General features: G+C 58.4%; 22 protein-coding genes and 1 pseudogene. 9 read left to right on the top strand and 14 right to left on the bottom strand.

The genetic code is table 11. The features are described from left to right. Positions 1 to 12: 12 nt before the first annotated feature. Positions 13 to 708, bottom strand: coding sequence for a sulfotransferase-like domain-containing protein (locus tag KDD17_RS14990; protein WP_212704392.1), 696 nt, complete (start codon positions 706 to 708; stop codon positions 13 to 15). Between the two features lie 153 nt (positions 709 to 861). Between KDD17_RS14990 and msrA the strand changes: the two genes are divergently transcribed. Continuing rightward, positions 862 to 1518: a peptide-methionine (S)-S-oxide reductase MsrA gene (gene msrA, locus KDD17_RS14985; protein WP_212704391.1), complete on the top strand. Its 657-nt coding sequence runs from the start codon at positions 862 to 864 to the stop codon at positions 1516 to 1518. Here the strand turns inward: msrA and KDD17_RS14980 are convergent. The 3 genes and pseudogenes from KDD17_RS14980 to KDD17_RS14970 form a co-directional block, all read right to left on the bottom strand. Further along, on the bottom strand, positions 1515 to 2381 hold the full coding sequence (locus tag KDD17_RS14980) for a ribokinase (protein WP_212704390.1): 867 nt from the start codon (positions 2379 to 2381) through the stop codon (positions 1515 to 1517). The genes msrA and KDD17_RS14980 overlap by 4 nt on opposite strands. Then, a pseudogene (locus tag KDD17_RS14975) lies at positions 2378 to 4635 on the bottom strand (NADP-dependent malic enzyme). Before KDD17_RS14975 ends, KDD17_RS14980 begins: the two are co-directional and overlap by 4 nt. 57 nt (positions 4636 to 4692) lie before the next feature. Continuing rightward, positions 4693 to 6396, bottom strand: a complete 1704-nt coding sequence (locus KDD17_RS14970) for a glycosyltransferase family 61 protein (RefSeq protein WP_212704389.1) — start codon at positions 6394 to 6396, stop codon at positions 4693 to 4695. A 127-nt stretch (positions 6397 to 6523) separates the two neighbouring features. Between KDD17_RS14970 and mutS the strand changes: the two genes are divergently transcribed. Beyond that, positions 6524 to 9166, top strand: coding sequence for a DNA mismatch repair protein MutS (gene mutS, locus KDD17_RS14965; RefSeq protein WP_254796816.1), 2643 nt, complete (start codon positions 6524 to 6526; stop codon positions 9164 to 9166). A 36-nt stretch (positions 9167 to 9202) separates the two neighbouring features. Here mutS and KDD17_RS14960 read toward each other — a convergent pair whose 3' ends face one another. Together KDD17_RS14960 and hrcA are read right to left on the bottom strand one after the other, a co-directional pair. After that, positions 9203 to 9763, bottom strand: coding sequence for a nucleotide exchange factor GrpE (locus KDD17_RS14960; RefSeq protein WP_212704388.1), 561 nt, complete (start codon positions 9761 to 9763; stop codon positions 9203 to 9205). A 9-nt stretch (positions 9764 to 9772) separates the two neighbouring features. Continuing rightward, positions 9773 to 10837, bottom strand: coding sequence for a heat-inducible transcriptional repressor HrcA (hrcA, locus tag KDD17_RS14955; protein WP_212704387.1), 1065 nt, complete (start codon positions 10835 to 10837; stop codon positions 9773 to 9775). An 84-nt stretch (positions 10838 to 10921) separates the two neighbouring features. Between hrcA and rph the strand changes: the two genes are divergently transcribed. The 3 genes from rph to hemW are packed head-to-tail and all read left to right on the top strand — an operon-like array spanning position 10922 to position 13393. Next, a complete protein-coding gene (rph, locus tag KDD17_RS14950; RefSeq protein WP_212704386.1) occupies positions 10922 to 11635 on the top strand; it encodes a ribonuclease PH in 714 nt (237 codons plus the stop codon). Beyond that, positions 11632 to 12246, top strand: a complete 615-nt coding sequence (gene rdgB / locus KDD17_RS14945) for an RdgB/HAM1 family non-canonical purine NTP pyrophosphatase (RefSeq protein WP_212704385.1) — start codon at positions 11632 to 11634, stop codon at positions 12244 to 12246. The genes rph and rdgB overlap by 4 nt, the downstream gene beginning before the upstream one ends. Beyond that, the gene (gene hemW / locus KDD17_RS14940) at positions 12236 to 13393 is read left to right on the top strand and encodes a radical SAM family heme chaperone HemW (protein ID WP_212704384.1); all 1158 of its coding nucleotides are present in this window, start codon (positions 12236 to 12238) and stop codon (positions 13391 to 13393) included. The genes rdgB and hemW overlap by 11 nt, the downstream gene beginning before the upstream one ends. Here the strand turns inward: hemW and KDD17_RS14935 are convergent. From KDD17_RS14935 to KDD17_RS14905, 7 genes are all read right to left on the bottom strand, one after another. Next, positions 13390 to 14286: a ParB/RepB/Spo0J family partition protein gene (locus tag KDD17_RS14935; protein WP_212704383.1), complete on the bottom strand. Its 897-nt coding sequence runs from the start codon at positions 14284 to 14286 to the stop codon at positions 13390 to 13392. The two genes, hemW and KDD17_RS14935, sit on opposite strands and share 4 nt — an antisense overlap. Further along, positions 14276 to 15103 (bottom strand): ParA family protein, encoded by an 828-nt coding sequence (locus KDD17_RS14930; protein WP_212704382.1) that lies wholly within the window; start codon positions 15101 to 15103, stop codon positions 14276 to 14278. The genes KDD17_RS14935 and KDD17_RS14930 overlap by 11 nt, the downstream gene beginning before the upstream one ends. Beyond that, positions 15096 to 15704, bottom strand: a complete 609-nt coding sequence (gene rsmG / locus KDD17_RS14925; protein WP_212704381.1) for a 16S rRNA (guanine(527)-N(7))-methyltransferase RsmG — start codon at positions 15702 to 15704, stop codon at positions 15096 to 15098. Before rsmG ends, KDD17_RS14930 begins: the two co-directional genes overlap by 8 nt. Then, positions 15701 to 17563 (bottom strand): tRNA uridine-5-carboxymethylaminomethyl(34) synthesis enzyme MnmG, encoded by a 1863-nt coding sequence (mnmG, locus tag KDD17_RS14920; RefSeq protein ID WP_212704380.1) that lies wholly within the window; start codon positions 17561 to 17563, stop codon positions 15701 to 15703. Before mnmG ends, rsmG begins: the two co-directional genes overlap by 4 nt. Positions 17564 to 17575: 12 nt before the next feature. Continuing rightward, the gene (gene mnmE, locus KDD17_RS14915; protein WP_212704379.1) at positions 17576 to 18862 is read right to left on the bottom strand and encodes a tRNA uridine-5-carboxymethylaminomethyl(34) synthesis GTPase MnmE; all 1287 of its coding nucleotides are present in this window, start codon (positions 18860 to 18862) and stop codon (positions 17576 to 17578) included. Positions 18863 to 18889: 27 nt separating this feature from the next. Beyond that, positions 18890 to 20161, bottom strand: a complete 1272-nt coding sequence (gene rho / locus KDD17_RS14910) for a transcription termination factor Rho (protein ID WP_212704378.1) — start codon at positions 20159 to 20161, stop codon at positions 18890 to 18892. Between the two features lie 129 nt (positions 20162 to 20290). After that, positions 20291 to 20740 carry a CopD family protein gene (locus tag KDD17_RS14905; RefSeq protein ID WP_212704377.1) on the bottom strand — a complete coding sequence of 150 codons (450 nt, stop codon included), beginning with the start codon at positions 20738 to 20740 and terminating at the stop codon, positions 20291 to 20293. Positions 20741 to 21147: 407 nt separating this feature from the next. Between KDD17_RS14905 and KDD17_RS14900 the strand changes: the two genes are divergently transcribed. Genes KDD17_RS14900 through dnaQ form a run of 4 tightly spaced genes read left to right on the top strand, consistent with a single transcriptional unit; the run spans position 21148 to position 23849 of the window. Continuing rightward, positions 21148 to 21747 carry a Maf family protein gene (locus tag KDD17_RS14900; protein ID WP_212704376.1) on the top strand — a complete coding sequence of 200 codons (600 nt, stop codon included), beginning with the start codon at positions 21148 to 21150 and terminating at the stop codon, positions 21745 to 21747. Next, positions 21744 to 22580: a shikimate dehydrogenase gene (locus tag KDD17_RS14895; protein ID WP_212704375.1), complete on the top strand. Its 837-nt coding sequence runs from the start codon at positions 21744 to 21746 to the stop codon at positions 22578 to 22580. The genes KDD17_RS14900 and KDD17_RS14895 overlap by 4 nt, the downstream gene beginning before the upstream one ends. After that, entirely contained in the window at positions 22580 to 23170 is a 591-nt protein-coding gene (coaE, locus tag KDD17_RS14890; protein WP_212704374.1) for a dephospho-CoA kinase, read from the top strand. Before KDD17_RS14895 ends, coaE begins: the two co-directional genes overlap by 1 nt. Continuing rightward, positions 23163 to 23849, top strand: coding sequence for a DNA polymerase III subunit epsilon (gene dnaQ / locus KDD17_RS14885; RefSeq protein ID WP_212704373.1), 687 nt, complete (start codon positions 23163 to 23165; stop codon positions 23847 to 23849). Before coaE ends, dnaQ begins: the two co-directional genes overlap by 8 nt. Before the next feature lies 1 nt (position 23850). Here dnaQ and secB read toward each other — a convergent pair whose 3' ends face one another. Continuing rightward, positions 23851 to 24342, bottom strand: a complete 492-nt coding sequence (gene secB / locus KDD17_RS14880) for a protein-export chaperone SecB (RefSeq protein ID WP_212704372.1) — start codon at positions 24340 to 24342, stop codon at positions 23851 to 23853. Positions 24343 to 24371: the final 29 nt, after the last annotated feature.

Raw genomic sequence — 24371 nt, 5'->3', positions numbered from 1 at the left:
TTTTTGCGCCTTTCACGGGGAAAGCCGCTGACGGTGTAACCCTTCGTAGTGCGGCAGCGCGGCTGCAAGGATTGGACGCAGTTCCTCGCCTACATCAGGCAAAGGGCCTTCGGCTGCGGCAAAACCGGTGCTCTTGTGCACGGCGTTATACCAGTGGCGCGCCCAGACACCGTCCTGCGGACGCGGACCAGCGCGCCAGTGCAGCATTGCAGGATCAAAGGGGATGCCGATCGCCGCACAGAGCGCGCGCAACATCCCCTCGGGATCCTCACGGATATCGGCGCTGTCGATCACGACCCCACCCAGCCGCTCGAACAGCGCGGTTTGCTGGACAAAGCCGATATCGGCAAGGCTCGGCGCTTCGCGCTTGGCTGCGTAGCTTGCAATCACACGGGCAGGATGGCGGATCAGATGCACATTCACGCATCCCTCTGCCCATTCCAGCGGAAAACCGGGGAGCATGTGGTGCGGCATGTGTTTCATGTAGAGATGTGGCGCGCCCTGTACCGCGCAGCGATTGGCCACGCTAAGCGGATCGCAATCGTGTGCCGCAAGGATTTCCGCGCGCATTGGATGATCCGCCCTGGTTTGCGCCAGATAGGCAGCATAGAAGGGTTCATCCATGATCTGCATGTCCGCCCGGTTACCAAAGGCGTACATCATCGCCGTGCTCAGATTGCGTGGCCCGGACCACATTGCGATGCGCATGGCTGTCTCCCTCCGGCGGATCGTATTTCGGGGTCGACCTTGGGCATTGTGCACGCCGAGGTAAACCGCTTTCACCCCTGTGTGAGATTTGGCTACAGCCATTGTGCAACCGCCTATATCAGGAGCATTGTCAGAAAAAAGGAGAACGTTGCGATGATGACATTCACGAATTTCAAGACGATCGCCCTTGCCACACTGATCGTCGTTGGTCTGATGACCCAGGCGAACGAAAGCCGCGCGGCCGGTACCGAAACAATTACCGTCGCCGGTGGATGTTTCTGGTGCGTGGAGGCTGATTTCGAAAAGGTCGAGGGCGTCACGGATGCAGTGTCCGGCTATACCGGCGGCGCGGCCGCGGAACCTACCTACAAGGAGGTTACCGGGGGCGGCACCGGCCATTACGAGGCCGTACAGATCACCTTTGACCCCGGCGTGATCAGCGCGGGGAAGATCCTTGATCTCTTCTTCCGCTCCGTCGATCCAACGGACGCGGGCGGGCAGTTCTGCGATCGTGGCGAAAGCTATCGCACCGCGATTTTTGCGACCGACGCACAAATGGAAGCTGCCGCAAAAGCCAAGGCAGATGCGCAGACCGCCCTTGGCCAGGACATCGTGACGCCAATTCTGGATGCGCAAACCTTCTATCCCGCTGAGGAATATCATCAGGATTACTACAAGGGGACCAAGCTGGTCCTGACCCGGTTTGGCCCAAAACGGCAGGCGTCAGCCTACAAGGCTTACCGCGAGGCTTGCGGGCGCGATCAGCGTGTCAAACAGCTCTGGGGCAGTGCTGCGCCCTTCGCAAGCTAAAGGCCAAAGTGATCCTGGATCTCCTTGAGGTCCGGGATCACATCTGCCGTGCCGTGGCGCATGACCATGAGCGTGCCCGCCTTGAGCGCCAGATCAATCGACACCTCCATCCCGAGCCCCCTGTCCAGACCGGCGAGCAGATAACCGGTAAAGGTGTCTCCTGCGCCCGTCGTATCAACGGGCTGCGCGGGATAGGCCTCAAATGCCCGCTCGCCTTGATCCGAGATCCATTTGCATCCGTCGGCCCCCAACGTCACCACCACGTCGCGGATACCCAGCGCCAAAAGGGGCGCGCCGGTCGCTTCCTCCAGCTGTGCGGCCTCGATCGCGTTGAGAACCATGATGTCGATGCGGTCCACCAACCGCGCGACTGCGTCCGCATCAAACGGAGCCGCCGCATAGGCGACCCGCAGGCCGAGTTTTTGCGCGGTATGGGACGCGTATTCCTGCCCATTCGTCTCGTTCTGCATCAAGAGGATATCGCCTGCCGACGCCTCTGAAAGGGCCGCACCGATCATGGATTCGGTCAGCCGCACGTTGGCGCCCTGAAACAGCACGATCGTATTCTCGCCCTCGGCGTCCACGACGATATTCGCGTGGCCCGTCGGCACGTCAATCTCGTGAATATGCGGCGTGTCGACCCCGTATTCCAACAGCCGGTCACGGGTCCAGCGCCCCTCTCGCCCGATTGCGCCGATGTGGGATACCGGCGCAGCCGCGCGGGCGACTGCCACAGACATGTTTGCACCCTTACCGCCCAACCCTTCGGAAAAGCTGTGCGCGGCGAGGGTTTCGCCGCCCGCCGGGTGGTGCGTGACGCCATAGAACTTGTCGATATTGATCGAGCCGAGGTTCCAGATCATTCGCCGACCTTGCAGGCCGCAAGCACCGCCATGTTGAGGATGTCATTCGCCGTCGAGGTCGAGGACGCGATCTGGATTGATTTATCAAGGCCCGTGAGGATCGGCCCGATCACCGTCGCCCCGGCCATTTCCTGCATCAGCTTGACCGAAATGCTGGCAGAGTGCCGCGCAGGCACAACCAGAATATTCGCAGGCCCCGTCAGGCGCGAGAACGGGTAATTGCGCTGGCTTTCGGCGTTGAGCGCGACATCCACCGTCATCTCGCCCTCGTATTCGAAATCGACACCGCGCGCGTCCAGAACGGTGGGTGCTACGTGCATTTTCTCGGCCCGTTCCGACACGGGATAGCCAAAGGTGGAGAAACTGACAAACGCCACGCGCGGCTCCAACCCCAGATGCCGAGCGACCCGCGCGCCCGCCACGGCGATGTTGGCAAGGTCGTTCTGGTCAGGCCATTCGTGTACAAGCGTATCCCCGATCAGCACGATGCGACCCTTGTGCAGGACAGCGGTAATGCCCGTTGCCTCACCGTCTGCGCTGGCGTCAAAGACGTGATTGATCCGGTCAAGGATATGCGCCGATTTGCGCGTGGCCCCGGTGACCAGCCCGTCGCCGTGGCCATGCGCGAGCATCAGCGCGGCAAACACGTGCCGGTCCCGTGCGGCGAGGCGGTGCACGTCCTTTGTATCAAAACCGCGTCTCTGCAACCTACTGTAGAGATAGGATTTGTAGAGATCGAGGTGCTGGGTATTGGCCGCATTCACAACCTCCAACTCGCGCACCGCGTCCTCGAGGCCGGAGGCGACAAGCTTGGCCCTCACATCGTCGCTGCGCCCGACGACAAGTGCTTTTCCCAGACCCTGACGTTGGTACATCACGGCGGCGCGCAGAACCTTGGGATCGTCCCCTTCGGCAAAGATCATGCGGGCCTGATTGGCACGAGCGCGGGCAAAGATGCCGCGCATGATATTAGCGGTCGGGTCGAGCCGGGATTTCAGGCTCGCCTCATAGGCATCCATGTCGATGATCGGGCGTCGCGCGGCGCCGGTGTCCATCCCGGCCTTGGCGACAGCGGGCGGAATCCGGTGGATCAGGCGCGGATCGAACGGCGTGGGAATGATGTAATCCCGCCCGAACGTGAGGTTCTTGCCGTAGGCGAGCGCGACCTCATCCGGCACGTCCTCCCGCGCGAGGTTGGCCAGCGCATGGGCGCAGGCTATCTTCATCTCGTCGTTGATCGCACGGGCGTTGATGTCGAGCGCCCCGCGGAAGAGATAGGGAAAGCCCAGCACGTTATTGACTTGGTTGGGATAGTCACTGCGCCCCGTGGCCACGATGGCGTCGGCCCGTACGGCGTGCGCCTCTTCGGGCGTAATCTCGGGGTCTGGGTTCGCCATGGCAAAGATCACCGGATCATCTGCCATGCTTTCGACCATAGCGGGCGTCACCGCCCCCTTGACCGACACGCCGAGGAACACGTCGGCCCCATCCATCGCCTCGGCCAGCGTGCGCGCCTCGGTCGCGACGGCGTGGGCCGATTTCCACTGGTTCATGCCCTCGGTGCGGCCCTGATATATCACGCCCTTGGTATCACACATGATGCAATTCTGGTGCCGCGCGCCCATGGCCTTGAGCAGCTCCAGACAAGCGATGCCCGCTGCCCCGGCCCGTTCAGCACAATCCGCACGTCCTCGATCTTCTTCCCCGACAGCTTCAGCGCATTAAGCAGACCCGCCGCACAGATCACCGCCGTGCCGTGCTGGTCGTCGTGGAAGACGGGGATGTCCATTTCTTCCTTGAGGCGCTGTTCGATGATGAAACATTCGGGCGCCTTGATATCCTCAAGGTTGATACCGCCAAAGGTCGGGCCCATCAGCTTCACGGCGGCGCAGAACGCATCGGGATCTTCGGTATCGAGCTCGATATCGATCGAATTGACGTCAGCGAAGCGTTTGAACAGAACCGCCTTGCCTTCCATCACCGGTTTGGATGCCAGCGCGCCAAGGTTGCCCAAACCCAGCACCGCCGTCCCGTTCGAGATCACGGCAACCAGATTACCCTTGTTGGTATAGTCATAGGCCAGCTGCGGATCGGCAGCGATGGATTCGCAGGGCACTGCGACACCCGGCGAATAGGCCAGCGACAGATCACGCTGCGTGGTCATCGGGACGGTGGCGGAAATCTCGAACTTTCCGGGTGTCGGTTCAAGGTGGAAGGCCAGCGCCTCTTCGGCGGTCACTTTATTCTTTGTCACGGGCTAGATCTTTCGCTTTGTTTCGCCCCTGATAGCCGCCCCGTACGTGACAGACAATCACGCGACGTAGCGAACCCACGCATGATTGGCGACAAAAGCGTCGTGGCGGTCGGGAAAATCCCGCTCAAGCCTTGAGAGCGCCCAGCGTATGACCTGCGGACGCTCCACCCGGTTGGCACACCAGATGATGCGCACCAACGTCTGCCAGCGGTCAGGATCCAGCTTGAAAGCCCGGTCCAGCGCAAGAAGCTCTGATTTGGGGGAGTCCAACGCTTTGTGGCAATCCGCCAAAGTGAGACACAGCGCGCCGCTTGCTTCCGTGAGATGCTTGTGTGCGTCAAGCAGCGCAAGTGCGCGGTCCGGCAGATCCATCCGCAGCAGCCGTTGTGCAAGGCTTTGCACCGCATCCGCTGAGGGCAGATCAGGCACATGCCCAAGAACGCAGACCACATAGCTGAGGATCTGGGCAATCGCCGCATCCGACAATGCCGTGGGGACAAGTCCGTCTTCGCTGAAGTCAGGCTCTATACTGGGGTTTTGGGAATTGAAATCCGCAAAAAAGCTGACAAAGCGACACTGCGCGGCATGCGCCAGGGGCCAGAAGTCTGCCCAGCGATGTTGCGCTGTCTGCAATGTACCCAATTCGATCACGTGGCAATCCGACCGGGCAAACATCATATGCGTGAGACCAGCGCCGTGCGGTGCGATCACGATCTCCGCTCCCGCCATCAGAGCGATCTGGTCCAGCGGGCTGTAATCCTCAAACGCAATAGTCTCGAACCCGAAAAGCGCAAGATGTTCCAGCAGACGCGCCTCCCCCGCGACGGGACGGGCGCGGGCGTGGTCATCGCGCCTGCCCACATAGATACGGCGTGGCAAGTCCCCCGTATGCGCCGCCACCGCCTTGAGGCCCCGGGCACGCAGGCGCAGGATCGTTTCGCTCACGCTGTTCATGGCGAGGGTCGGTTGGAAGTCGACAGTGCCCGGCGCCGCGTCCTGACCCATCATCCCGGTCAATTCGGGATCCAGCGGCATCTGCGATACGGCGCTCAGCATGTCGTAGCCGGTCAGCGCCATATTGTATTGCGCTGGCGCTCGGGAAAACCGAATCCGTCCGACCAGTTCGGGAAACAGCGCATCCGCAAAGCCCTCGGTGAAGGCGCGATGCTTATCGTCGCTGTGCGGGTAGTGAAAAACTATCTCTCGCCCCTCCGAGAGACCATCAAAAAGGGTGAGTTGCGCAAGGGATTCGGTGATGAAATGGAAGAAATTGAAGGTATTGCGACACTCGATCACAATGGGAACGTATTCGGGCGGGACGCCCACACGTAACACTGCCCCTGCATTCTGCATGCGGCATTCAGCAAAGAATGTATCAAGCGCAGCCGTGCGCGCGTCGCGTAGTCCGGGATCTTCCCATCGGTATTGATTGATCAGGCGCGTGCCCGACGCCCCCTTGAGTAACGCGCGCTCGCCTACAAATGCATGGCTTTTGCGGATATTGAGATCCTCGACGATCATCGGTTGTGCGTTGAACACAAAAGCACGCGGCATCTGTCGGTGCCGTTGGGTGTGGGTGACCACCTCGCCGATCCGGCGACTGATTGCGGGATGCGCGCTGGCGCCAAAGCCCGCAATCCGTGCCGCCGGGGCCTCTCTCCAGATAAAGCTCGGCGGCGCGGCAAGCGTGATCCCTGGCGTGCGCCATGGGTTTGCGAAAATCTCCGCGGGATCCGCACTGAACTCGATCTTGTTGCGCACGGGCTTTCCGAGCCTTTGGGTGTCGTTAACTTATCGTTAACACTATCGACGCGCCCCACCAATGGGCGATGACCCTTCCCTCCCTCCCCGCGGTTTTGTAGAGACAAGGAGCACGAGGGAGATGCGAATGAGCACTGGCACCGTCACGCCCATGATGGCCCAATACCTTGAGATCAAGGCGGGCTATCCCGATGCGTTGCTGTTCTACCGAATGGGCGATTTCTACGAGTTGTTCTTTGATGATGCGGTCGCGGCCGCAGAGGCGCTGGACATCGCGTTGACGAAAAGGGGCAAACATGATGGCGCGGATATTCCCATGTGCGGCGTGCCGGTCCACGCTGCCGAGGGCTATCTGCTCACCCTTATTCGCAAGGGGTTTCGCGTGGCCGTGGGCGAACAGTTGGAAACCCCGGCCGAGGCGAAAAAGCGCGGCCATAAATCCGTGGTCAAACGCGATGTGGTGCGACTGGTCACGCCCGGCACGCTGACCGAGGAATCCTTGCTTGAAGCGCGGCGACACAACTACCTTGCGGCCTTTGCCGAAGTGCGTGATGACAGCGCGCTGGCGTGGGTTGATATTTCGACGGGTGCTTTTCACGTCATGGCGGTTCCTACAGCCCGTCTGGGCCCAGAGCTGGCCCGGCTTGCTCCATCAGAGCTATTGGTGAGCGAGGGAAAAGCCGCGGATCATCGCGAGTTAGAGACAGAATTTGGCCTGGCACTGACCGAATTGGCCCGATCGAGTTTTGACAGTACCGGCGCAGAAAAACGGATCTGCGCGCTCTACGCCGTTTCATCGCTTGAAGGTTTCGGCAGTTTTGGCCGCGCGGAAGTATCAGCAATGGGTGCGTTGATCGACTATCTTGAGCTGACACAGCGCGGAAAGCTTCCCCTGCTGCGCAAACCGGTGCGCGAAGCATCCGCCCGCACTGTGCAAATCGACGCCGCGACCCGGCGCAACCTTGAGCTGACCCAAGGATTGTCTGGCGGGAGGGGTGGTACGCTTTTGTCCGTGATGGACCGCACGTCCACGGCCGGCGGCGCGCGCCTGTTGGAGCGCCGGATATCGTCGCCTTCCCGGGTGTTAGAGACCATTCGCGCCCGGCAAGAGGCCGTGACCTACACGCTGGAGAACAGCAAACTACGCGCCGACATCCGTCAGCGGTTGCGAAATGTACCGGATCTGGAACGTGCGCTCTCACGCCTGTCGCTCGACCGGGGAGGACCACGCGATCTGGCAGCAGTGCGAAATGGGCTGACAGAGGCCGCACAGATCGTGGCGCTTTTGGACGGTGGTGACATGGCCGGACTGCTTCAAACCGCACGGCGCGGGCTTGAAGGCCACGAAACGCTGATCGATCTGTTGGACGAGGCGCTTGTGGCGGAACCTCCTCTTCTGGTGCGCGACGGTGGATTTATCGCTCAAGGCTATAGCATCGAGCTCGACGAGGTGCGCAAGTTGCGCGACGAAGGGCGCGGCGTTATTGCCGGGATGCAGGCACAGTTTGTCTCTGACACCGGTATTTCGTCTCTCAAGATCAAACATAACAATGTTCTTGGATATTTTGTCGAAGTGACCGCGACACACGCGGAAAAAATGCTGTCTCCCCCATTGTCAGAGACGTTTATTCACCGGCAAACGACAGCCAATCAGGTTCGCTTTACCACAATCGAGCTATCCGATCTCGAGACCCGGATCCTGAACGCCGGGAACCACGCCAACCAGCTTGAGCGGACGCTATACGAAACGCTGAGGCAGGCCGTTCTGGATCAGGCAGGCCCGATCGGCGCCGCCTCTGCCGCGTTGGCGGAGATTGATTTGGCCTGCGCGCTCGCGGATCTTGCACAGGCCGAAGATTGGAGTTGCCCGACTGTCGACAGCTCGCGCGCCTTTGAAATCATTGGCGGACGTCATCCCGTTGTGGAACACGCACTCAAGCAACAAGGCGGCACGCCGTTCATCGCGAATGACTGTAATCTCAGCGCCGAAGATGACGCAGCGATCTGGCTGCTGACCGGCCCGAACATGGCGGGTAAATCAACTTATCTTCGGCAGAACGCGCTCATCGCGCTCATCGCGCAAATGGGCAGCTATGTGCCTGCCACATCGGCCCATATCGGGGTGGTCAGCCAGCTGTTCAGCCGGGTTGGTGCCTCGGACGATCTGGCGCGCGGGCGCTCGACCTTCATGGTCGAGATGGTCGAGACAGCAGCAATCCTCAACCAGGCGGATGACCGGGCCCTGGTGATCCTGGACGAGATCGGGCGCGGCACGGCGACTTACGACGGGCTGTCGATTGCCTGGGCCACATTGGAACATCTGCACGACGTCAATCGCGCACGCGCACTCTTCGCCACCCATTACCACGAGATGACGGCATTGGCCGGTAAGCTGGACGGCGTCGCCAATGCAACCGTCACGGTGAAGGAATGGGAGGGCGAGGTGATCTTTCTTCACGAAGTGAAGAAGGGCGCAGCGGATCGTTCTTACGGCGTGCAGGTGGCACAGCTCGCCGGGTTGCCCCTCAGCGTGATCGCGCGGGCACGCGTGGTGCTCGAAGCGTTGGAAAAAGGCGAACGCGAGGGCGGTGCAACGCAGAAGACGTTGATCGACGATTTGCCGCTTTTTGCAACCACCCCTGCCCCGCCACCGCCTGCGCCAAAGACCTCGCCGTTGGACACGATGATGGCGGATATCATGCCGGATGAGCTGACCCCGCGCGAAGCGCTCGACATGCTGTATAAACTGAAAGAGGCGGCAAAGGAGTAACCTTGCCGCCTCTCCAAGAATTGCGAAAGCGCCGGATCAGCCCGTCATGGACGACACGCCAACCTGCGCCGGGCGCAGCAGGCGATCGTGCAGCATGAACCCTTCGGCGGCGACCTGGATGATGTCGCCTGCCTTGGTATCCGGCACGGGCGCCTCAAACATGGCCTGATGTACCTTGGGATCAAAACGATCCCCGACCTCGGGCGCGATGATGTCGATGCCGTGCTTCTTGAAGACATTCAGCAGCTCGCGCATCGTCAGTTCGATCCCTTCGAGCAACGGACCTGAAATCGTGCGCTGCTCTTCGGTAGCCGCTTCAAGCGCGCGTTTCATGTTGTCGTAGACCGGCAACATGTCGCGGGCGAGCTTGGATCCGCCGTAGTTCTCGGCCTCGCGCCTATCCTTTTCGGAGCGTTTGCGCGCGTTCTCCGCGTCAGCAAGGGCGCGCATGAAGCGGTCCTTGTACTGGTCCCGCTCGGCGATGATCTCTTCCAGCGCCAGCTCACCCTCGTCGATCTCTTCCATCTCCTCGGCGTAGGCTTCTGCCTCGGCTGCTTCGGGATCGTCCAGGAAATCGTCTTCTTTCGGGTCTGCCATTTTCCACCTCTAACTCCGGTCGGAAATCAGTTTCCCGACCAGTTGCGCCGTGTAGTTCACAATCGGCACGATGCGTCCATAGTTCAGGCGCGTGGGGCCGATAACCCCGACCGCGCCCACAATCTTTCGATCCGAGTTCATATATGGGGAAACCACCAAAGAGGAACCCGAAAGTGAGAAAAGTTTGTTCTCCGACCCGATAAAAATGCGCACGCCGTCACCGTCCTCGGCCAGTTCGAGGAAATCGGCGATATCGCGTTTGCGTTCCAGATCGTCAAAGAGCGTGCGGATGCGATCAAGATCCGCCGCCTCGCTCCGGTCTGTCAGCAGATTGGAGCGGCCGCGCACGATGAGACGCTCTGGCTGACCTTCGCCACCCTCCCAGATGACAGTACCACTTTCCACCAACTCGGCGGCGAGCGTATCAATCTCCTGCCGTCGCGTCGCCATCTCGCGTTGGATCGTCGATTGCAGCTCGCTCAGCGTTTTGCCTTCGATGATCGCATTGAGAAAATTCGCCGCCTCGCGCATGGACGACGGGGTTTGGCCCGCTGGCGGGTGAAACAGGCGGTTTTCTACGTGACCGTCGGAGAACACGAGTACGGCCAAAGCCCGATCATGGGCGAGCGAGACGAATTCGATGTGCCTGATCGGTGCCTCATGTTTTGGCGCAAGTACCAGCGAAGCACCCTGCGTGACGCCGGACAGGGCAGAGCCAACGCGGTCCAGAATTCCCGAGACATCGTCGGAATTGCTGGCCGCGGTCGCATCCATCTGGGCACGGTCGCGATCATCAAGGTCGCCGACCTCCAGCAACCCATCGACAAACATCCGCAGGCCCATCTGCGTCGGCACACGTCCGGCACTGGCGTGCGGGCTGTTGAGCAGACCGAGGTACTCAAGATCCTGCATGGTGTTGCGGATGGTCGCCGCGCTGACCTTTTCCGAAAAATCACGGGTCAGCGTGCGCGACCCCACGGGATCACCGCTCGCCAGATACCCTTCGACCACGCGGCGAAAGACCTCGCGCGAGCGGTCGTTCATCTCCTGCAAAATTCCGCTTTGTTCACTCATACCCATACATTAAAGGCGCGGGGGTTGCATCCGCAAGGGATCGGGCGGTATCCCGGTGATCGAACTTGGAAAAGGAAGAACACCATGCGCCCCTCCGGTCGGAAATTGGACGAAATGCGGGAAGTCTCGGTCGAGGTGGGTTTTACCAAACACGCCGAAGGATCGGCCCTGATCAAGATGGGCGATACGCATGTGCTGTGCACCGCCTCCATCGAGGCGCGCGTGCCCCCGTTCATCAAGGGGTCAGGGCTGGGCTGGGTCACGGCAGAATACGGCATGTTGCCCCGCGCGACCAATACCCGGATGCGCCGCGAGGCGGCATCGGGCAAGCAAGGCGGACGCACGGTTGAAATTCAGCGTCTGATTGGGCGCAGCTTGCGGGCGGGTGTGGACCGCTCCGCCTTGGGTGAGCGGCAGATCACCGTAGATTGCGACGTGCTGCAGGCCGACGGCGGGACACGCTGCGCGTCGATCACCGGCGGCTGGATTGCGCTACGGCTGGCGGTGAACAAGTTGATGAAGGCAGGCGATGTGATATCCGACCCGATGACGGACCCGGTTGCCGCGATCAGCTGCGGCATCTACGCGGGCCAGCCCGTGCTTGACCTCGACTACCCCGAGGATTCCGAGGCCGGTGTGGACGGTAATTTCATCATGACCCAAAGCGGCCAGATGATCGAAACCCAGATGAGCGCTGAAGGCGCGACCTATACCCGCGAGCAGATGAACGCGCTGATCGATCTTGCCGAAAAAGGCGTGGCTGAGCTGACTGCGATGCAGCTGGACGTCACCAAATGAGTCGACGTTTCGACGGCAACCGCCTGCTGATCGCCACCCATAACGCGGGCAAGCTTGAAGAAATGGCCGAGCTGTTTGGCCCGCGTGGCATCACCGTGGTCGGCGCCGCCGAAATGAACCTCTCTGAGCCGGAAGAGACAGAGGATGCCTTCATCGGCAACGCCCGGATCAAGGCGCGCGCCGCCGTTGCCGCCACCGGGCTGCCTGCCCTCGCCGACGACAGCGGGATCGAGGTGGCAGCCTTGGGCGGTGCACCCGGCGTCTATACCGCCGATTGGGCCGAAACACCCAACGGACGCGATTTTGTAATGGCAATGGAAAAGACGCATGATCTATTGGAGAAGGCCGAGGCACCACAGCCAAGGTTTGCCCGGTTCTGCGCCACGCTCGTACTCGCCTGGCCTGACGGGCACGAGGAGATTGTTGAAGGGCGCGTCGATGGGCATTTTGTCTGGCCCATGCGCGGGCAAACCGGCCATGGCTACGATCCAATCTTTCAGCCGCTGGGCGAGACACGCACCTTTGCCGAGATGAGCCACGAGGAAAAGAACGCCATCAGCCACCGCGCCGATGCGTTCAAAAAGCTGATGGCCAAATGCTTTGACGGATGACTGGCGGCAAGGCGGCTTTGCGATCTATATCCACTGGCCGTTTTGCGAGGCGAAATGCCCCTACTGCGATTTCAACAGCCACGTTGCGCGCCACATTGACCAAGCGGCGTGGAAGGCTGCCTATCTGGCAGAGTTGAAACGCTATGCTGCGCTGACACAAGGGCGCGTCGTCAATTCCGTCTTTTTCGGGGGCGGCACACCAAGCCTTATGGACCCGGAGACAACCGCAGAAGTCATCGCCGACATCCGGCGCTTGTGGCCAACGGCAAATGATCTGGAAATCACACTGGAGGCCAATCCCAGCTCTGTAGAGGCAGGTCGGTTTCGGGCCTACCGGGAAGGCGGCGTATCCCGCGTATCGATGGGCATACAAGCATTGAACGATGCTGATCTCCGGCGTCTGGGGCGTCTACACTCTGTCGCGGAGGCGCAACAGGCATTTGAGACGGCTCGCAGCGTATTCGAGCGGGTCAGCTTCGATCTGATCTACGCGCGACAGGATCAGCCCCTTGCGGATTGGCAGGCGGAACTGCGCCGGGCGTTGGAGATGTCGATCGACCACCTCTCCCTCTATCAATTGACGATCGAGGACGGCACGGCGTTTGGCGACCGCTATGCGCTAGGAAAATTACGTGGTTTGCCCGGTGATGACCTTGGCGCTGACATGTTCGACGCCACGCAAGAGATCTGCGCCGCCGCCGGGATGCCCGCCTACGAGGTTTCCAATCACGCGCGGGACGGGGCGCAATCGCGGCACAATCTGATCTACTGGCGTTACGGCGATTATCTGGGGATCGGGCCGGGGGCGCACGGACGGGTCACACTTGATGGTACGCGCCACGCGACCTTTTGTTACAGCAATCCCAAACGCTGGCTCGACGCAGTGGAAAGTGGCGCGTCCGAACAATCCCTTGAAGCGCTCAGCCGAGAGGATGCGCGGACAGAATTCCTCCTGATGGGATTGCGTCTGCGGGAGGGCATCAGCCTTTCCCGCTACGCGGCGCTTGCCGGATCCCCCCTTGCTCCAGAAGCTATCGAACATCTAGCGGAAATCGGGATGATTTCCCTTCAAGATGATCGTTTAATCGTTACAGATCAGGGGTTTAGCATATTGAATTCGGTTATCGAAGCGCTGTTGAGGGACTAGCTTCCACTCAAGAGACGGCAAAGTTCATCCAGTTGATCCAGCGATTTGTAGCTTAGTGTCAACTGGCCCGCTTCCTGCCCTGGTTTGTGCGTCAACGTAACCCTCATTCCAAGATTGGCAGACAGATCATTCTCCAGCGCAACAGTATCGGCATCCTTTTCAGGTTGCGGAGCACTTGCCGATTTTGACGTGTCGGGACGATCGCCCGCCTGTTCCTGTTTCACAAGTGCTTCGGTGGCGCGAACGGAAAGACCGCCCTTTAAGATTTGCTGCGCCAGTTTCATCGGATCCCGCGCGGGGATCAATGCCCGTGCGTGGCCAGCACTCAGCTCTCCTTTGCGCAGAAGATCCAGCACCCCCTCAGGCAGATTAAGCAAACGCAAGAGATTTGCGATATGGCTGCGGCTTTTGCCCAATGCCTCTGCCAGTTTCTCCTGTGTATGCCCGAAACGATCCATCAGCTGCTTGTATCCAGCGGCTTCTTCCGCAGCGTTCAAATCAGCCCGCTGGATATTCTCTATGATCGCGACTTCCAGAACTTCGGTATCAGAATAGCTGCGCACAATCACCGGCAGCCGATGTTGCTGCGCCATTTGTGCCGCGCGCCAGCGCCGCTCACCCGCCACGATCTCATAACTTTGCGGACCCGTCTGCCGCACAATCAGCGGCTGCAGAACCCCTTTTTCACGGATCGAATTTGCAAGATCATCCAGATCGGATTGGCTGAACTGCTTTCGCGGCTGCTCTGGATTGGGAGAGATCTGTTCAATCGGAACGGTCTGATCCGCGGCTACCGGACCACGCGCGGCCGCCGTCTCTGTCTCATTCACGTCGGCCATGAGGGCAGATAACCCACGCCCCAGACCCCGCTTGCGTTCCTGCTTATCCGACATCTGCAACCTCCGGTTCGCGAATATTGTTGTTCTGGATGACTTCACGGGCCAGCGCTCGATAGGCGACCGCCCCCTTCGACGCCGAATCGTAACTGAGCACGGGTATGGCAAAACTGGGCGCTTCGCTCACCCGAACATTTCGCGGGATCATGGTTTTGAAAACCAGATCACCGAGGTTATCACGGGCATCCTGCTCCACCTGCTGAGACAGATTATTCCGGCGGTCATACATTGTCAGCACGACCCCTTCGATCCGCAAATCCTTGTTCCCGGATTGGCGAACTTCCCGGATTGTAAGCATCAACTGGGACAAACCTTCGAGAGCAAAAAATTCGCTCTGAAGCGGGATCAATACGGAGTGCGACGCGATCATTGCGTTAACAGTCAGCAAGTTCAGCGATGGCGGACAATCAATGAGGATGAAATCAAGGTCAAACTCATCCATCTGCGTCTGGCGCAGCGCATCATGCAGCAAAAAGCTCCGCTTTTCGTTCGTTAGCAACTCCAGGTCGGCGGAGCTGAGATCGACTGTCGCGGGGACAATCATCAAACCGTCGGTCTGTGTTTTCAAAATCACGTCATGAAGGTCAATATCTTCGAGCAGCAACTCATACGTCGTAAATTCACGATCATCCAAGGCGATCCCCAAACCAGTCGAAGCATTCCCTTGTGGATCAAGGTCTACGACAAGGACGCGCATCCCCTCTTCAACGAGCGCTGCAGCAAGATTGATCGCCGTCGTCGTTTTTCCCACGCCGCCTTTCTGGTTTGCGATGGATACGATCTTAGGGCCTTCTGGCCGGGAAAAATCAGGCACGCGTCAGCTCCGTTATCCGCAGGATTGTTGCATCGGGATTGGTCAAACTTGTAGTTGTTTTGAGGTCGTATGACCATTGGTTGCGGGCTTCATCGACCTCTTTTTCCCATCGCGCGCCTTTTGGAAACAACGCTACTCCGCCAGGATCCAGGTGACGCTCGGCGAAACCAAGGAGCGTATCGAGGGGACCTAAAGCCCGCGCCGACAGGACCGCCGCCCCCTGCGCCGGCAATTCTTCTATGCGCTCAGCATAAACCTTCACATTCAGATCAAGCTCTCGCGCAGCGGACCGGAGAAAAGCACATTTACGCTGATCACTGTCGACCAATGCAAATTCCCGACGACCACCGTCCGCGTCAAGGATTGCGCATACAAGTCCGGGAAAACCACCTCCACTTCCAATATCCAACCACAGCCCCTCGCGCGGCGCGAGATCAAAAATTTGGGCTGAATCCAGAATATGACGCTGCCAAATTTCGGCTGAGTCGGACTTGGAGACTAAATTGATGCGCTTTGTCCATTTCGCCACCAGGCCTTCAAACGTTTTCAAGCGGGCGAATGTTTCACGTGAAACATTGGATAGACAGATATCCTCGTTCATGCAGACCGCGCCCGTTTGCTCTTCTGGATCACAGCCAAAAGCAACGTCAAAGCAGCCGGCGTCATACCGTCAATCCGCGAAGCTTGGGCAATCGAGGCTGGGCGGGCAACCTTCAGTTTCGCCTTCAGCTCATTTGAAAGCCCCTCTATGCTGTCAAAGTTAAACTCAGCCGGAAATTTCTGCGCCTCATCCTTGCGTAATTTTTCAACATCACCCGCCTGACGGCCGATATAGTTCGCATAGAGCGCATCCCTGGCAATCTGAGTTGCGATCTCAGGTTCCGTAGCGGCCAATTCGGGTGCAAGTTGGACGAGATGATGCGGCGTCACATCCGGGAAAGCCAATAGCTGAAACCCGTTGCGCCGTTGACCGTCCTGATTGACCTTGATCCCCGTTGCCGCGACTTCTTTGGGTGTAAATGAAATAGCCTCAAGATGAGACCGGTAGCTCGTCAGCTTTTCCATTTTCCGGTCAAAGGCCTTGCGACGGTCGTCCGAGACACAGCCGATGTCGATACCTTTTGGCGTCAATCGCTGGTCGGCGTTATCGGCCCGTAGTGATAATCTGAATTCAGCCCTTGATGTAAACATCCGGTAGGGCTCGGTCACACCACGCGTTGTAAGATCATCTATCATGACCCCGATGTAGCTGTCCGTGCGGCTGAAACTTACACGATCACGGCCGAGGGCCCGCGCAGCCGCGTTGAGCCCCGCAACCAATCCCTGAGCTGCTGCTTCTTCGTAGCCGGTCGTCCCGTTAATCTGCCCCGCAAGGAACAATCCATCGACCCCCTTGAGCGCCAGAGTTGGATCAAGGCTGCGCGGATCAACGTAATCGTATTCGATTGCATAGCCCAACTGCAGAATTTTCACATTCTCCAATCCGACGATAGAACACACATACGCCTCTTGCACATCAGCGGGAAGCGAAGTCGAAATGCCGTTTGGATAGATTGTCGGATCGTCCAAACCTTCGGGTTCAAGGAAAATCTGATGGGCATTCTTGTCGGAGAACCGTACCACCTTATCCTCTATTGACGGGCAATAGCGGGGACCTACCCCGTCAATATGGCCGCCATACATCGCTGATCTATCCAGATTCTTACGAATGATGTCATGTGTTCGTTCATTTGTATGCGTAATACCACAGGAAATCTGGCGGCACGCGATCTCCTTGGACATGAACGAAAATAACGTAGGATCACTGTCGGCAGCTTGGCTTTCTAATCCTTCCCAGTTGATCGTTCGGCTATCCAGACGCGGGGGTGTGCCGGTCTTTAGCCGTCCAAGGGGTAGGCCAAAATCGTCAATACGCTCCGCCAGCTTGGTCGATGCGCGGTCACCCATGCGCCCGCCGGAGGTCTGCTTATCTCCGATATGGATAATGCCGCGCAGAAACGTGCCTGTGGTCAGAACGACTGAAGGGGCGCGCAATTGACTTCCATCCGCAAGCACCACCCCGGAAACGACATCCTTCTCGAGAAGAAAATCAACCACCTCACCGGACAGGATGGTAAGGTTAGGGTTCTGCTTGAGTTGCGCCAGAACACTTTGGCGGTAAAGCGCACGATCGGCTTGTGTTCTTGGCCCCTGGACGGCTGGGCCTTTGCGGCGGTTTAGCAGCCGGAACTGTATACCGGACGTATCTGCGGCACGCCCCATAATGCCGTCAAGAGCATCTATCTCCCGAACCAAGTGCCCTTTCCCAAGGCCACCAATCGCAGGATTGCAGGACATGACCCCGATTGTTTCTTCGGACATCGTGACCAAGGCTGTGCGTGCGCCACAACGCGCAGCGGCATGCGCCGCGTCCGCGCCAGCGTGTCCACCACCGATGACTACTACGTCAAAATGTTTCACGTGAAACAACCCTCATTTTCCAAGGCAAAAACTTGCGAAGATCTCGTCTAGCATATTCTCCGCGTCAATGCGACCAAGCAACACCTCGAGAGCGTTTACTGCCAATCGCAGTTCTGCAGCGACCAGGTCATAGCCGTCCGGGCCCTGTTCAAGCAGACCTATTGATGTAGCTATACCCGCCGAAGACTTGCGCATCGCCTCCGCGTGTCGTGCATGTGTCGCAAGGCCAGCGCCGCCAACCCGTTTCAGAAAAATCTCTTGCAGGACACCCAAAAGCTCTGAAATGCCTGCGCCCGTATGGCCAGAAATTGCTGGAAACGGAAGATCCATCAGATCCCCCTTTGCGCTCAATATGACATCGTCCATTTGAACGGGCAAAGGCGGCTCATCCCCTTGGTTCAGAAGGAAGATCCTCAGATCTGCAGATTCAGCCCGGCGCCGCGCGAGATCGATCCCAAGGATTTCGATTTCGTCCTGCCCTTCACGAATACCAGCCGTATCCAATAACGTCACGGGAACGCCGGCCAAATCCATCCGGACTTCTATGACATCGCGGGTCGTCCCGGCGATGTTTGAAGTGAGCGCGGCGTCGCGGCCTGCCAGGCGATTCAGCAACGTCGACTTACCAACATTCGGCGCACCGATAATCGCCACCTCAAAACCCGCACGGATACGTTCGGCAACTTTCGTACCGGCAATCTCGATACTCAAATCGTTGTTTACGCGGGCCAGAAGCTCACGTACCTCCCCGCTCACGTCGAAGGGCACATCTTCATCCGCGAAATCAATGGTAGCTTCCAACAGCGCCGCCGCACGGATGAGATCACGGCGCCAATCCTCAACACGGTTTCCCAGATCGCCCGATAGAACACGCAGTGCCTGACGACGCTGCATCTCCGTCTCGGCCTCGATCAAATCTCCCAATCCTTCGACTTGGACTAGATCGAGCCGTCCGTTTTCAAGCGCCCTGCGGGTGAATTCTCCCGGATCTGCGAGTCGTAAATCTGCGAATCCCGAAAGAACGGCCACCACCCGTCGCATAATCGCAATACTACCGTGCAAGTGAAATTCGACCACGTCCTCACCGGTAAAGCTCTCGGGGCCATCAAACCGCAACACCAAAGCCTGATCTATGAAATCTCCGTCCGTGTCGCAAATCATACGCACGGCGGATTGACGCACCTTTGGCAGCGATGACATCAGACCTTCCGCAACCTCATGCGCGCGAGGTCCGGAAATCCGGATGACGGATACACCTGCCCTGCCCGGGGCGGTTGCCTCGGCGAAAATCGTATCCATTCGTTAACTCTTTGATTTTGAAGGATATCAGGTATTCATTGAGTCGAAGAAGTCAGAGTTTGTCTTGGTCTGCTTCAACTTACTGATGAGGAACTCGATCGCGTCGGTTGTCCCCATCGGATTGAGAATTCGGCGCAGCACGAAGGTCTTCTGCATGTCCGCCTTGTCGATCAACAGATCTTCCTTTCGGGTGCCGGATTTCAGAATGTCGATCGCCGGGAACACACGCTTATCCGCGATCTTACGATCCAGAATGATTTCCGAGTTACCGGTGCCTTTGAACTCTTCAAAGATCACTTCGTCCATCCGGCTGCCAGTATCAATCAACGCGGTTGCGATGATGGTAAGCGATCCGCCCTCCTCGATGTTCCGTGCAGCACCAAAGAAACGCTTGGGGCGTTGCAGTGCATTGGCATCGACGCCACCCGTGAGAACCTTACCGGACGAGGGCACCACGGTGTTGAATGCACGGCCCAGGCGGGTCACGGAATCAAGAAGGATCACAACGTCGCGCTTATGCTCGACCAGCCGTTTCGCCTTTTCGATGACCATTTCCGAAACGGCAACGTGGCGCGTCGCCGGTTCATCAAAGGTTGAGGAGACGACCTCTCCCTTGACCGAACGCTGCATGTCGGTGACTTCTTCGGGGCGCTCATCGATCAACAGAACAATCAGATAGCACTCCGGGTGGTTCTTCTCGATTGAATTGGCGATGTTCTGCAACAGGACCGTCTTGCCGGTCCGAGGTGGCGCGGTAATCAACGCCCGCTGCCCTTTCCCAATGGGCGAGACAATGTCGATGATGCGGGCCGAGCGGTCCTTTACCGTCGGATCATCGACTTCCATCTGCAAGCGCTGATCGGGATAGAGCGGTGTGAGATTTTCAAATGCCACCTTGTGGCGTGCCTGCTCTGGCTCCTCGAAATTGATGCGGGTCACTTCGGTCATCGCAAAGTAACGCTCGTTGTCGTCAGGTGCCTTGATATGCCCCTCGATCGTATCGCCGGTGCGCAGTGACCACAGTCGGATCATGTCAGGCGAGACGTAAATATCATCCGGACCCGGCAGATAGTTCGCCTCGGGTGAGCGCAAAAAACCAAAGCCATCTTGCAGAACTTCAAGAACACCGTCGCCCGAAATCTCCCAACCCTCATCCGCGCGTTCACGGAGGATCTGGAACATCATCTCACCCTTGCGCATGGTGGAAGCGTTTTCAATCTCCAGCTCTTCGGCCATTGCCAGCAGGTTCTTGGGAGATTGCGCCTTGAGATCGGCGAGGTTCAGCGTTTCAACTGTCATGTAAGATCCTTGGACCGGGCACACCTGCGCCACGCGGTCGTTCGTCTGAAATGAAATACGAATGATGCCACCCCGGACGGGGTGCAAAACCGGGTTAAGCGCTCAACCCAGCGGAGTCAATCGGAAGCGTCAGAACTTCACCGTAACGGAGAAGACAATCAACAACATCAGCAGCGTCGGGACCTCGTTCATCATCCGGTATTGCTTGCCCGTGAGTGAATTTTCACCAACCTGAAACCCCCGCATTCGCCGCATGAGCCAGACGTGAAACACCGTCATTGCGATCACGCCTGCGGCCTTAAGCCAGGGCCACACATCCGACCAGACCACGATCCCCGGTGTCATCACCAGCAACAGACCAAAGATCCACGTCGCCATCATCGCAGGCGACATGATCACTTTGGCGAGCTTGTATTCCATCATGGCAAAAAGCTCATGCGTCTCACCGCTGAGCCCGACACGTTCGGTATGGTGCACCATCAACCTCGGGAGATAGAACAACGCTGCCATCCAGGATATAACCGAGATGATGTGAAATCCCTTCACCCAAGGGTAGGCCAGACTCAGAATGTCACTCATTGGCTCCGCTCCCCGTTCTCGCCCTCTTTATAATAATAAAGAAAGAAAGATAGATTGTTGATGTAAGTAGGGGCCTAAAAAACTGTGGATTAAGGGTTTATCCTCATACCATCGAGGTCTTTGGGATGACACGGTATAATCTGTGTAACAGATCCGTAACATACAAAATTAAGTTATTAATATCAATTAGATATAGAGTTATTGATCTTCGATGATCTGTGGAAAACCCTGTGCGTTGATCGACCAGGTCTCGGATCATCCACAGGCGCAGTTATTCTTTTCCCCCGTGGGGGAATCCGCTAACCAGTGGGTGGGGGTTTCTGTCAAGGCAGGATGTTTCTCGCCAGACCGCAAGTTTGGCTGAGAACTCATTAACAAATCCCTAAGAACATTTAGGGTTTATCCACATGGCTATACAGATTCTGCTCGCTTCGGGCTCTGAAATCCGGGCGCAGATGTTGCGTCAGGCCGGGGTAGCTTTCGAGGTTGAGGTCGCCCGGATCGACGAGGAGATGATTACCCTGTCCCTCATCACCGAGGGCGCTTCGCCACGCGACGTTGCCGACACTCTGGCCGAGATGAAAGCCCGTAAGGTGAGTGAACGCCATCCTGCCGCATTGGTGATCGGTTGCGATCAAGTGCTCGATCATCGGGGGAAAATGCTGAGCAAGCCAACGTCCCCTGATGAAGCAATCCGGCAACTGACCGACCTGCGGGGTGACCGCCATACCCTGATGTCGGCTGCGGTGATCTATGAAAACGGCAAGCCAGTGTGGCGCCATGTCGGCACTGTGCGGCTGCGGATGCGCGAGGCAAGTGATGCCTTTATCACCGATTATGTCGACCGCAATTGGGACAGCATCCGTCACGCCGTAGGTGCTTACAAGTTAGAGGAAGAGGGTGTCCGGCTGTTTTCGCGCATTGACGGCGACTATTTTAACGTTTTGGGTATGCCTCTGCTGGAGCTGTTGAACTACCTGACGTTGCGTGGAGATTTGCCGACATGAGCCCCCTGCCCCGGATCCCCCTCGCCGGTGTGATCGGATCGCCGATCGCCCATTCCAAATCGCCGCAATTGCACCGCCACTGGCTCAAGACTTACGGGATTGCTGGGCATTATGTGCCCATGGACGTGGCGGCGGAGGATCTTGAGTCCGTTTTGCGTACTTTGCCAAAGGCCGGGTTTGTCGGGGTTAATGTCACCATCCCCCACAAGGAAGCCGTGATGCAGATCGCCGATCTGATAACGGATCGGGCAATCCTCATTGGTGCGGCCAATACCCTTATCTTCCGTAAAGATGGGAAAATTCACGCGGACAATACAGACGGATACGGCTTCCTTGAAAACCTGCGCGCGGGCGCACCCGGCTGGAATCCGCGTTCCGGCCCCGCGGCGCTGTTGGGAGCGGGTGGCGCCGCACGGGCGGTGATTGCCTCGCTACTCGATGCCGGAGTGCCCGAAATCATGCTCTCAAACCGGACCAGAGTGCGCGCTGAGGTCTTGCAGCAGGAATTCGGCAGCCGTGTACAGGTCTACGATTGGGTGCAGGCGGGCAATATGATCGATGACGCCTCCCTGCTGGTGAACACCACCTCGCTGGGCATGATTGGCAAACCCGAATTGCGGGTCCCGCTCGATGGATTGCGCCCCGGTACGGTGGTCACGGATCTTGTCTATACGCCGCTCAAGACACGATTGCTGTCCGAGGCCGATGCCGCCGGATGTGTGACTGTGGACGGGTTAGGCATGCTTTTGCATCAGGCAGTGCCAGCGTTCGAGCGTTGGTTTGGCACGCGTCCCGAGGTGGATCGCGCAACCCGCGCGGCGGCGCTGCGCTGATGTTTATCCTTGGTCTGACAGGCTCCATCGGGATGGGCAAATCCACAACTGCGAAGATGTTTGCGGATGAGGGGTGTGCGGTTTGGGATGCCGACGCCGCCGTGCACAGGCTTTACGCAAAGGGTGGGCGCGCGGTTGCGGATATCGCCCGCGCTTTTCCCGATGCGATTGTCGACGAGGCCGTTTCGCGCGACGAACTCAAACGGATCATTGCCCAAAACCCCGAAGCGCTGCGCCGGATTGAGGAGATCGTGCATCCGCTGGTCACCGAAGATCGCGGTGCCTACATGGCCCGGATAGACAATGATATCCTCGTGATGGATATTCCCCTTCTCTTTGAAACCGGTGGAGACCAGCATGTGAACGCGACTGCCTGTGTCCTTGTCGATGACGAGACCCAACAGGAACGCGTCATGGCCCGCGGTACGATGACGGGTCCGCAATTTACGGCCATCCGGGCCAAGCAGATGCCCGCCAGCGAAAAGGCCATGCGGGCGGATTATGTGATCCGGACAGATACCCTTGAAGGGGCTCGCGCCCGTGTGCGAGAGATCGTGCAGCAGATCAGGAGCCAGTTGACAGATGCGTGAGATCGTTCTCGACACAGAAACCACCGGTTTTGACCCTAACACGGGTGATAGGATCGTTGAGATCGGCGCGGTTGAGCTGATGGGGCACGTTCCGACGGGCCGCACCTTTCATGAATACATCAACCCAGAGCGTGAAATGCCGCAAGAAGCGTTTGAGGTCCACGGTCTGGGCGACGAGTTCTTGCGCGACAAGCCGAAGTTCGCGGCTGTCGGTCGTTCCTTTCTCGATTTCATCGGGGACGCCAAACTGGTCATCCACAATGCAGCCTTTGACATCAAGTTTCTGAATGCCGAGCTGAAATGGATGGGTCTACGGCAAATTCCGTGGGAACAGGCTATCGATACGCTTGCCATCGCGCGGAAAAAATTTCCCGGATCACCTTCGTCACTCGACGCGCTGTGCCGTCGGTTCGGGATCGACAACTCTTCGCGTACGCTACACGGCGCGCTTTTGGACAGTGAGATACTGGCCGAAGTCTATCTGGAGCTGATTGGTGGCAAACAGCCTGATTTCGGCCTGTCCCATCAGCCAACACAGAAACCCGGCGAGGCCCCAGCCGATTGGACGGCCAGACCCCGTCCAACGCCACTTCCTCCGAGGATCACACCGCAAGAAAAAGCCGCCCACGCTGAGTTTGTCAGCAAGCTGGGCGGCGATGCCTTGTGGTCGAAGGTCTAGATCACGCGTCCGCAGGTGGCGGGGTGTTTTCGGCCTGCCGACGGGCGATTTCGTTGCGGTAAAGCTGGATGAAGTCGATGTTTTCCAGATTCAGCGGCGGGAAACCACCATCGCGGGTGATATCGCTGACGATGCGGCGCAAGAACGGGAAGATCATGCGCGGACATTCGATCAACAGGAACGGGTGTAGCTGATCCTCTGGCACATCCTCGATGTGGAAAATACCGACATAGTCGATCTCAAGCACGAAAAGTGTTGCATCACCGTCTTTCGCCTTTGAGGTCACTGTCAGCTTGATCGCGGATTCAAACTGGTTCTCTGTCTGGCGCTTTTTGGCGTCGAGGTTCACCTGAACCTGCACATCGGGCTGCACATCGGATGGCGCACCCTTTTGCGCCATGATGTTTTCAAAGGACATGTCACGGACAAATTGCCCCATGACCCGCATTTGCGGTGGTTTGGATTGCTGGGGTGCTGCGTCGGCCTCGGCCATAATGTCGCTCCTGTTTGGGAGGTGAATAT

The organism is Sulfitobacter albidus (assembly GCF_018200035.1).
Lineage (GTDB): Bacteria > Pseudomonadota > Alphaproteobacteria > Rhodobacterales > Rhodobacteraceae > Sulfitobacter > Sulfitobacter albidus.
This window is presented reverse-complemented; position numbering and strand designations above follow the sequence as displayed.

Bases quoted from the DNA above. Each gene is read 5' to 3' on its own strand.
- KDD17_RS14900 (WP_212704376.1), top strand. From the start codon at position 21,148: ATGGCTATACAGATTCTGCTCGCTTCGGGCTCTGAAATCCGGGCGCAG.
- rho (WP_212704378.1), bottom strand. From the start codon at position 20,161: ATGACAGTTGAAACGCTGAACCTCGCCGATCTCAAGGCGCAATCTCCC.
- dnaQ (WP_212704373.1), top strand. From the start codon at position 23,163: ATGCGTGAGATCGTTCTCGACACAGAAACCACCGGTTTTGACCCTAAC.
- KDD17_RS14980 (WP_212704390.1), bottom strand. From the start codon at position 2,381: ATGATCTGGAACCTCGGCTCGATCAATATCGACAAGTTCTATGGCGTC.
- secB (WP_212704372.1), bottom strand. From the start codon at position 24,342: ATGGCCGAGGCCGACGCAGCACCCCAGCAATCCAAACCACCGCAAATG.
- KDD17_RS14935 (WP_212704383.1), bottom strand. From the start codon at position 14,286: ATGTCGGATAAGCAGGAACGCAAGCGGGGTCTGGGGCGTGGGTTATCT.
- hrcA (WP_212704387.1), bottom strand. From the start codon at position 10,837: ATGAGTGAACAAAGCGGAATTTTGCAGGAGATGAACGACCGCTCGCGC.
- KDD17_RS14905 (WP_212704377.1), bottom strand. From the start codon at position 20,740: ATGAGTGACATTCTGAGTCTGGCCTACCCTTGGGTGAAGGGATTTCAC.
- msrA (WP_212704391.1), top strand. From the start codon at position 862: ATGATGACATTCACGAATTTCAAGACGATCGCCCTTGCCACACTGATC.
- KDD17_RS14960 (WP_212704388.1), bottom strand. From the start codon at position 9,763: ATGGCAGACCCGAAAGAAGACGATTTCCTGGACGATCCCGAAGCAGCC.
- rph (WP_212704386.1), top strand. From the start codon at position 10,922: ATGCGCCCCTCCGGTCGGAAATTGGACGAAATGCGGGAAGTCTCGGTC.
- KDD17_RS14895 (WP_212704375.1), top strand. From the start codon at position 21,744: ATGAGCCCCCTGCCCCGGATCCCCCTCGCCGGTGTGATCGGATCGCCG.
- mutS (WP_254796816.1), top strand. From the start codon at position 6,524: ATGAGCACTGGCACCGTCACGCCCATGATGGCCCAATACCTTGAGATC.
- rsmG (WP_212704381.1), bottom strand. From the start codon at position 15,704: ATGAACGAGGATATCTGTCTATCCAATGTTTCACGTGAAACATTCGCC.
- mnmE (WP_212704379.1), bottom strand. From the start codon at position 18,862: ATGGATACGATTTTCGCCGAGGCAACCGCCCCGGGCAGGGCAGGTGTA.
- coaE (WP_212704374.1), top strand. From the start codon at position 22,580: ATGTTTATCCTTGGTCTGACAGGCTCCATCGGGATGGGCAAATCCACA.
- rdgB (WP_212704385.1), top strand. From the start codon at position 11,632: ATGAGTCGACGTTTCGACGGCAACCGCCTGCTGATCGCCACCCATAAC.
- KDD17_RS14990 (WP_212704392.1), bottom strand. From the start codon at position 708: ATGCGCATCGCAATGTGGTCCGGGCCACGCAATCTGAGCACGGCGATG.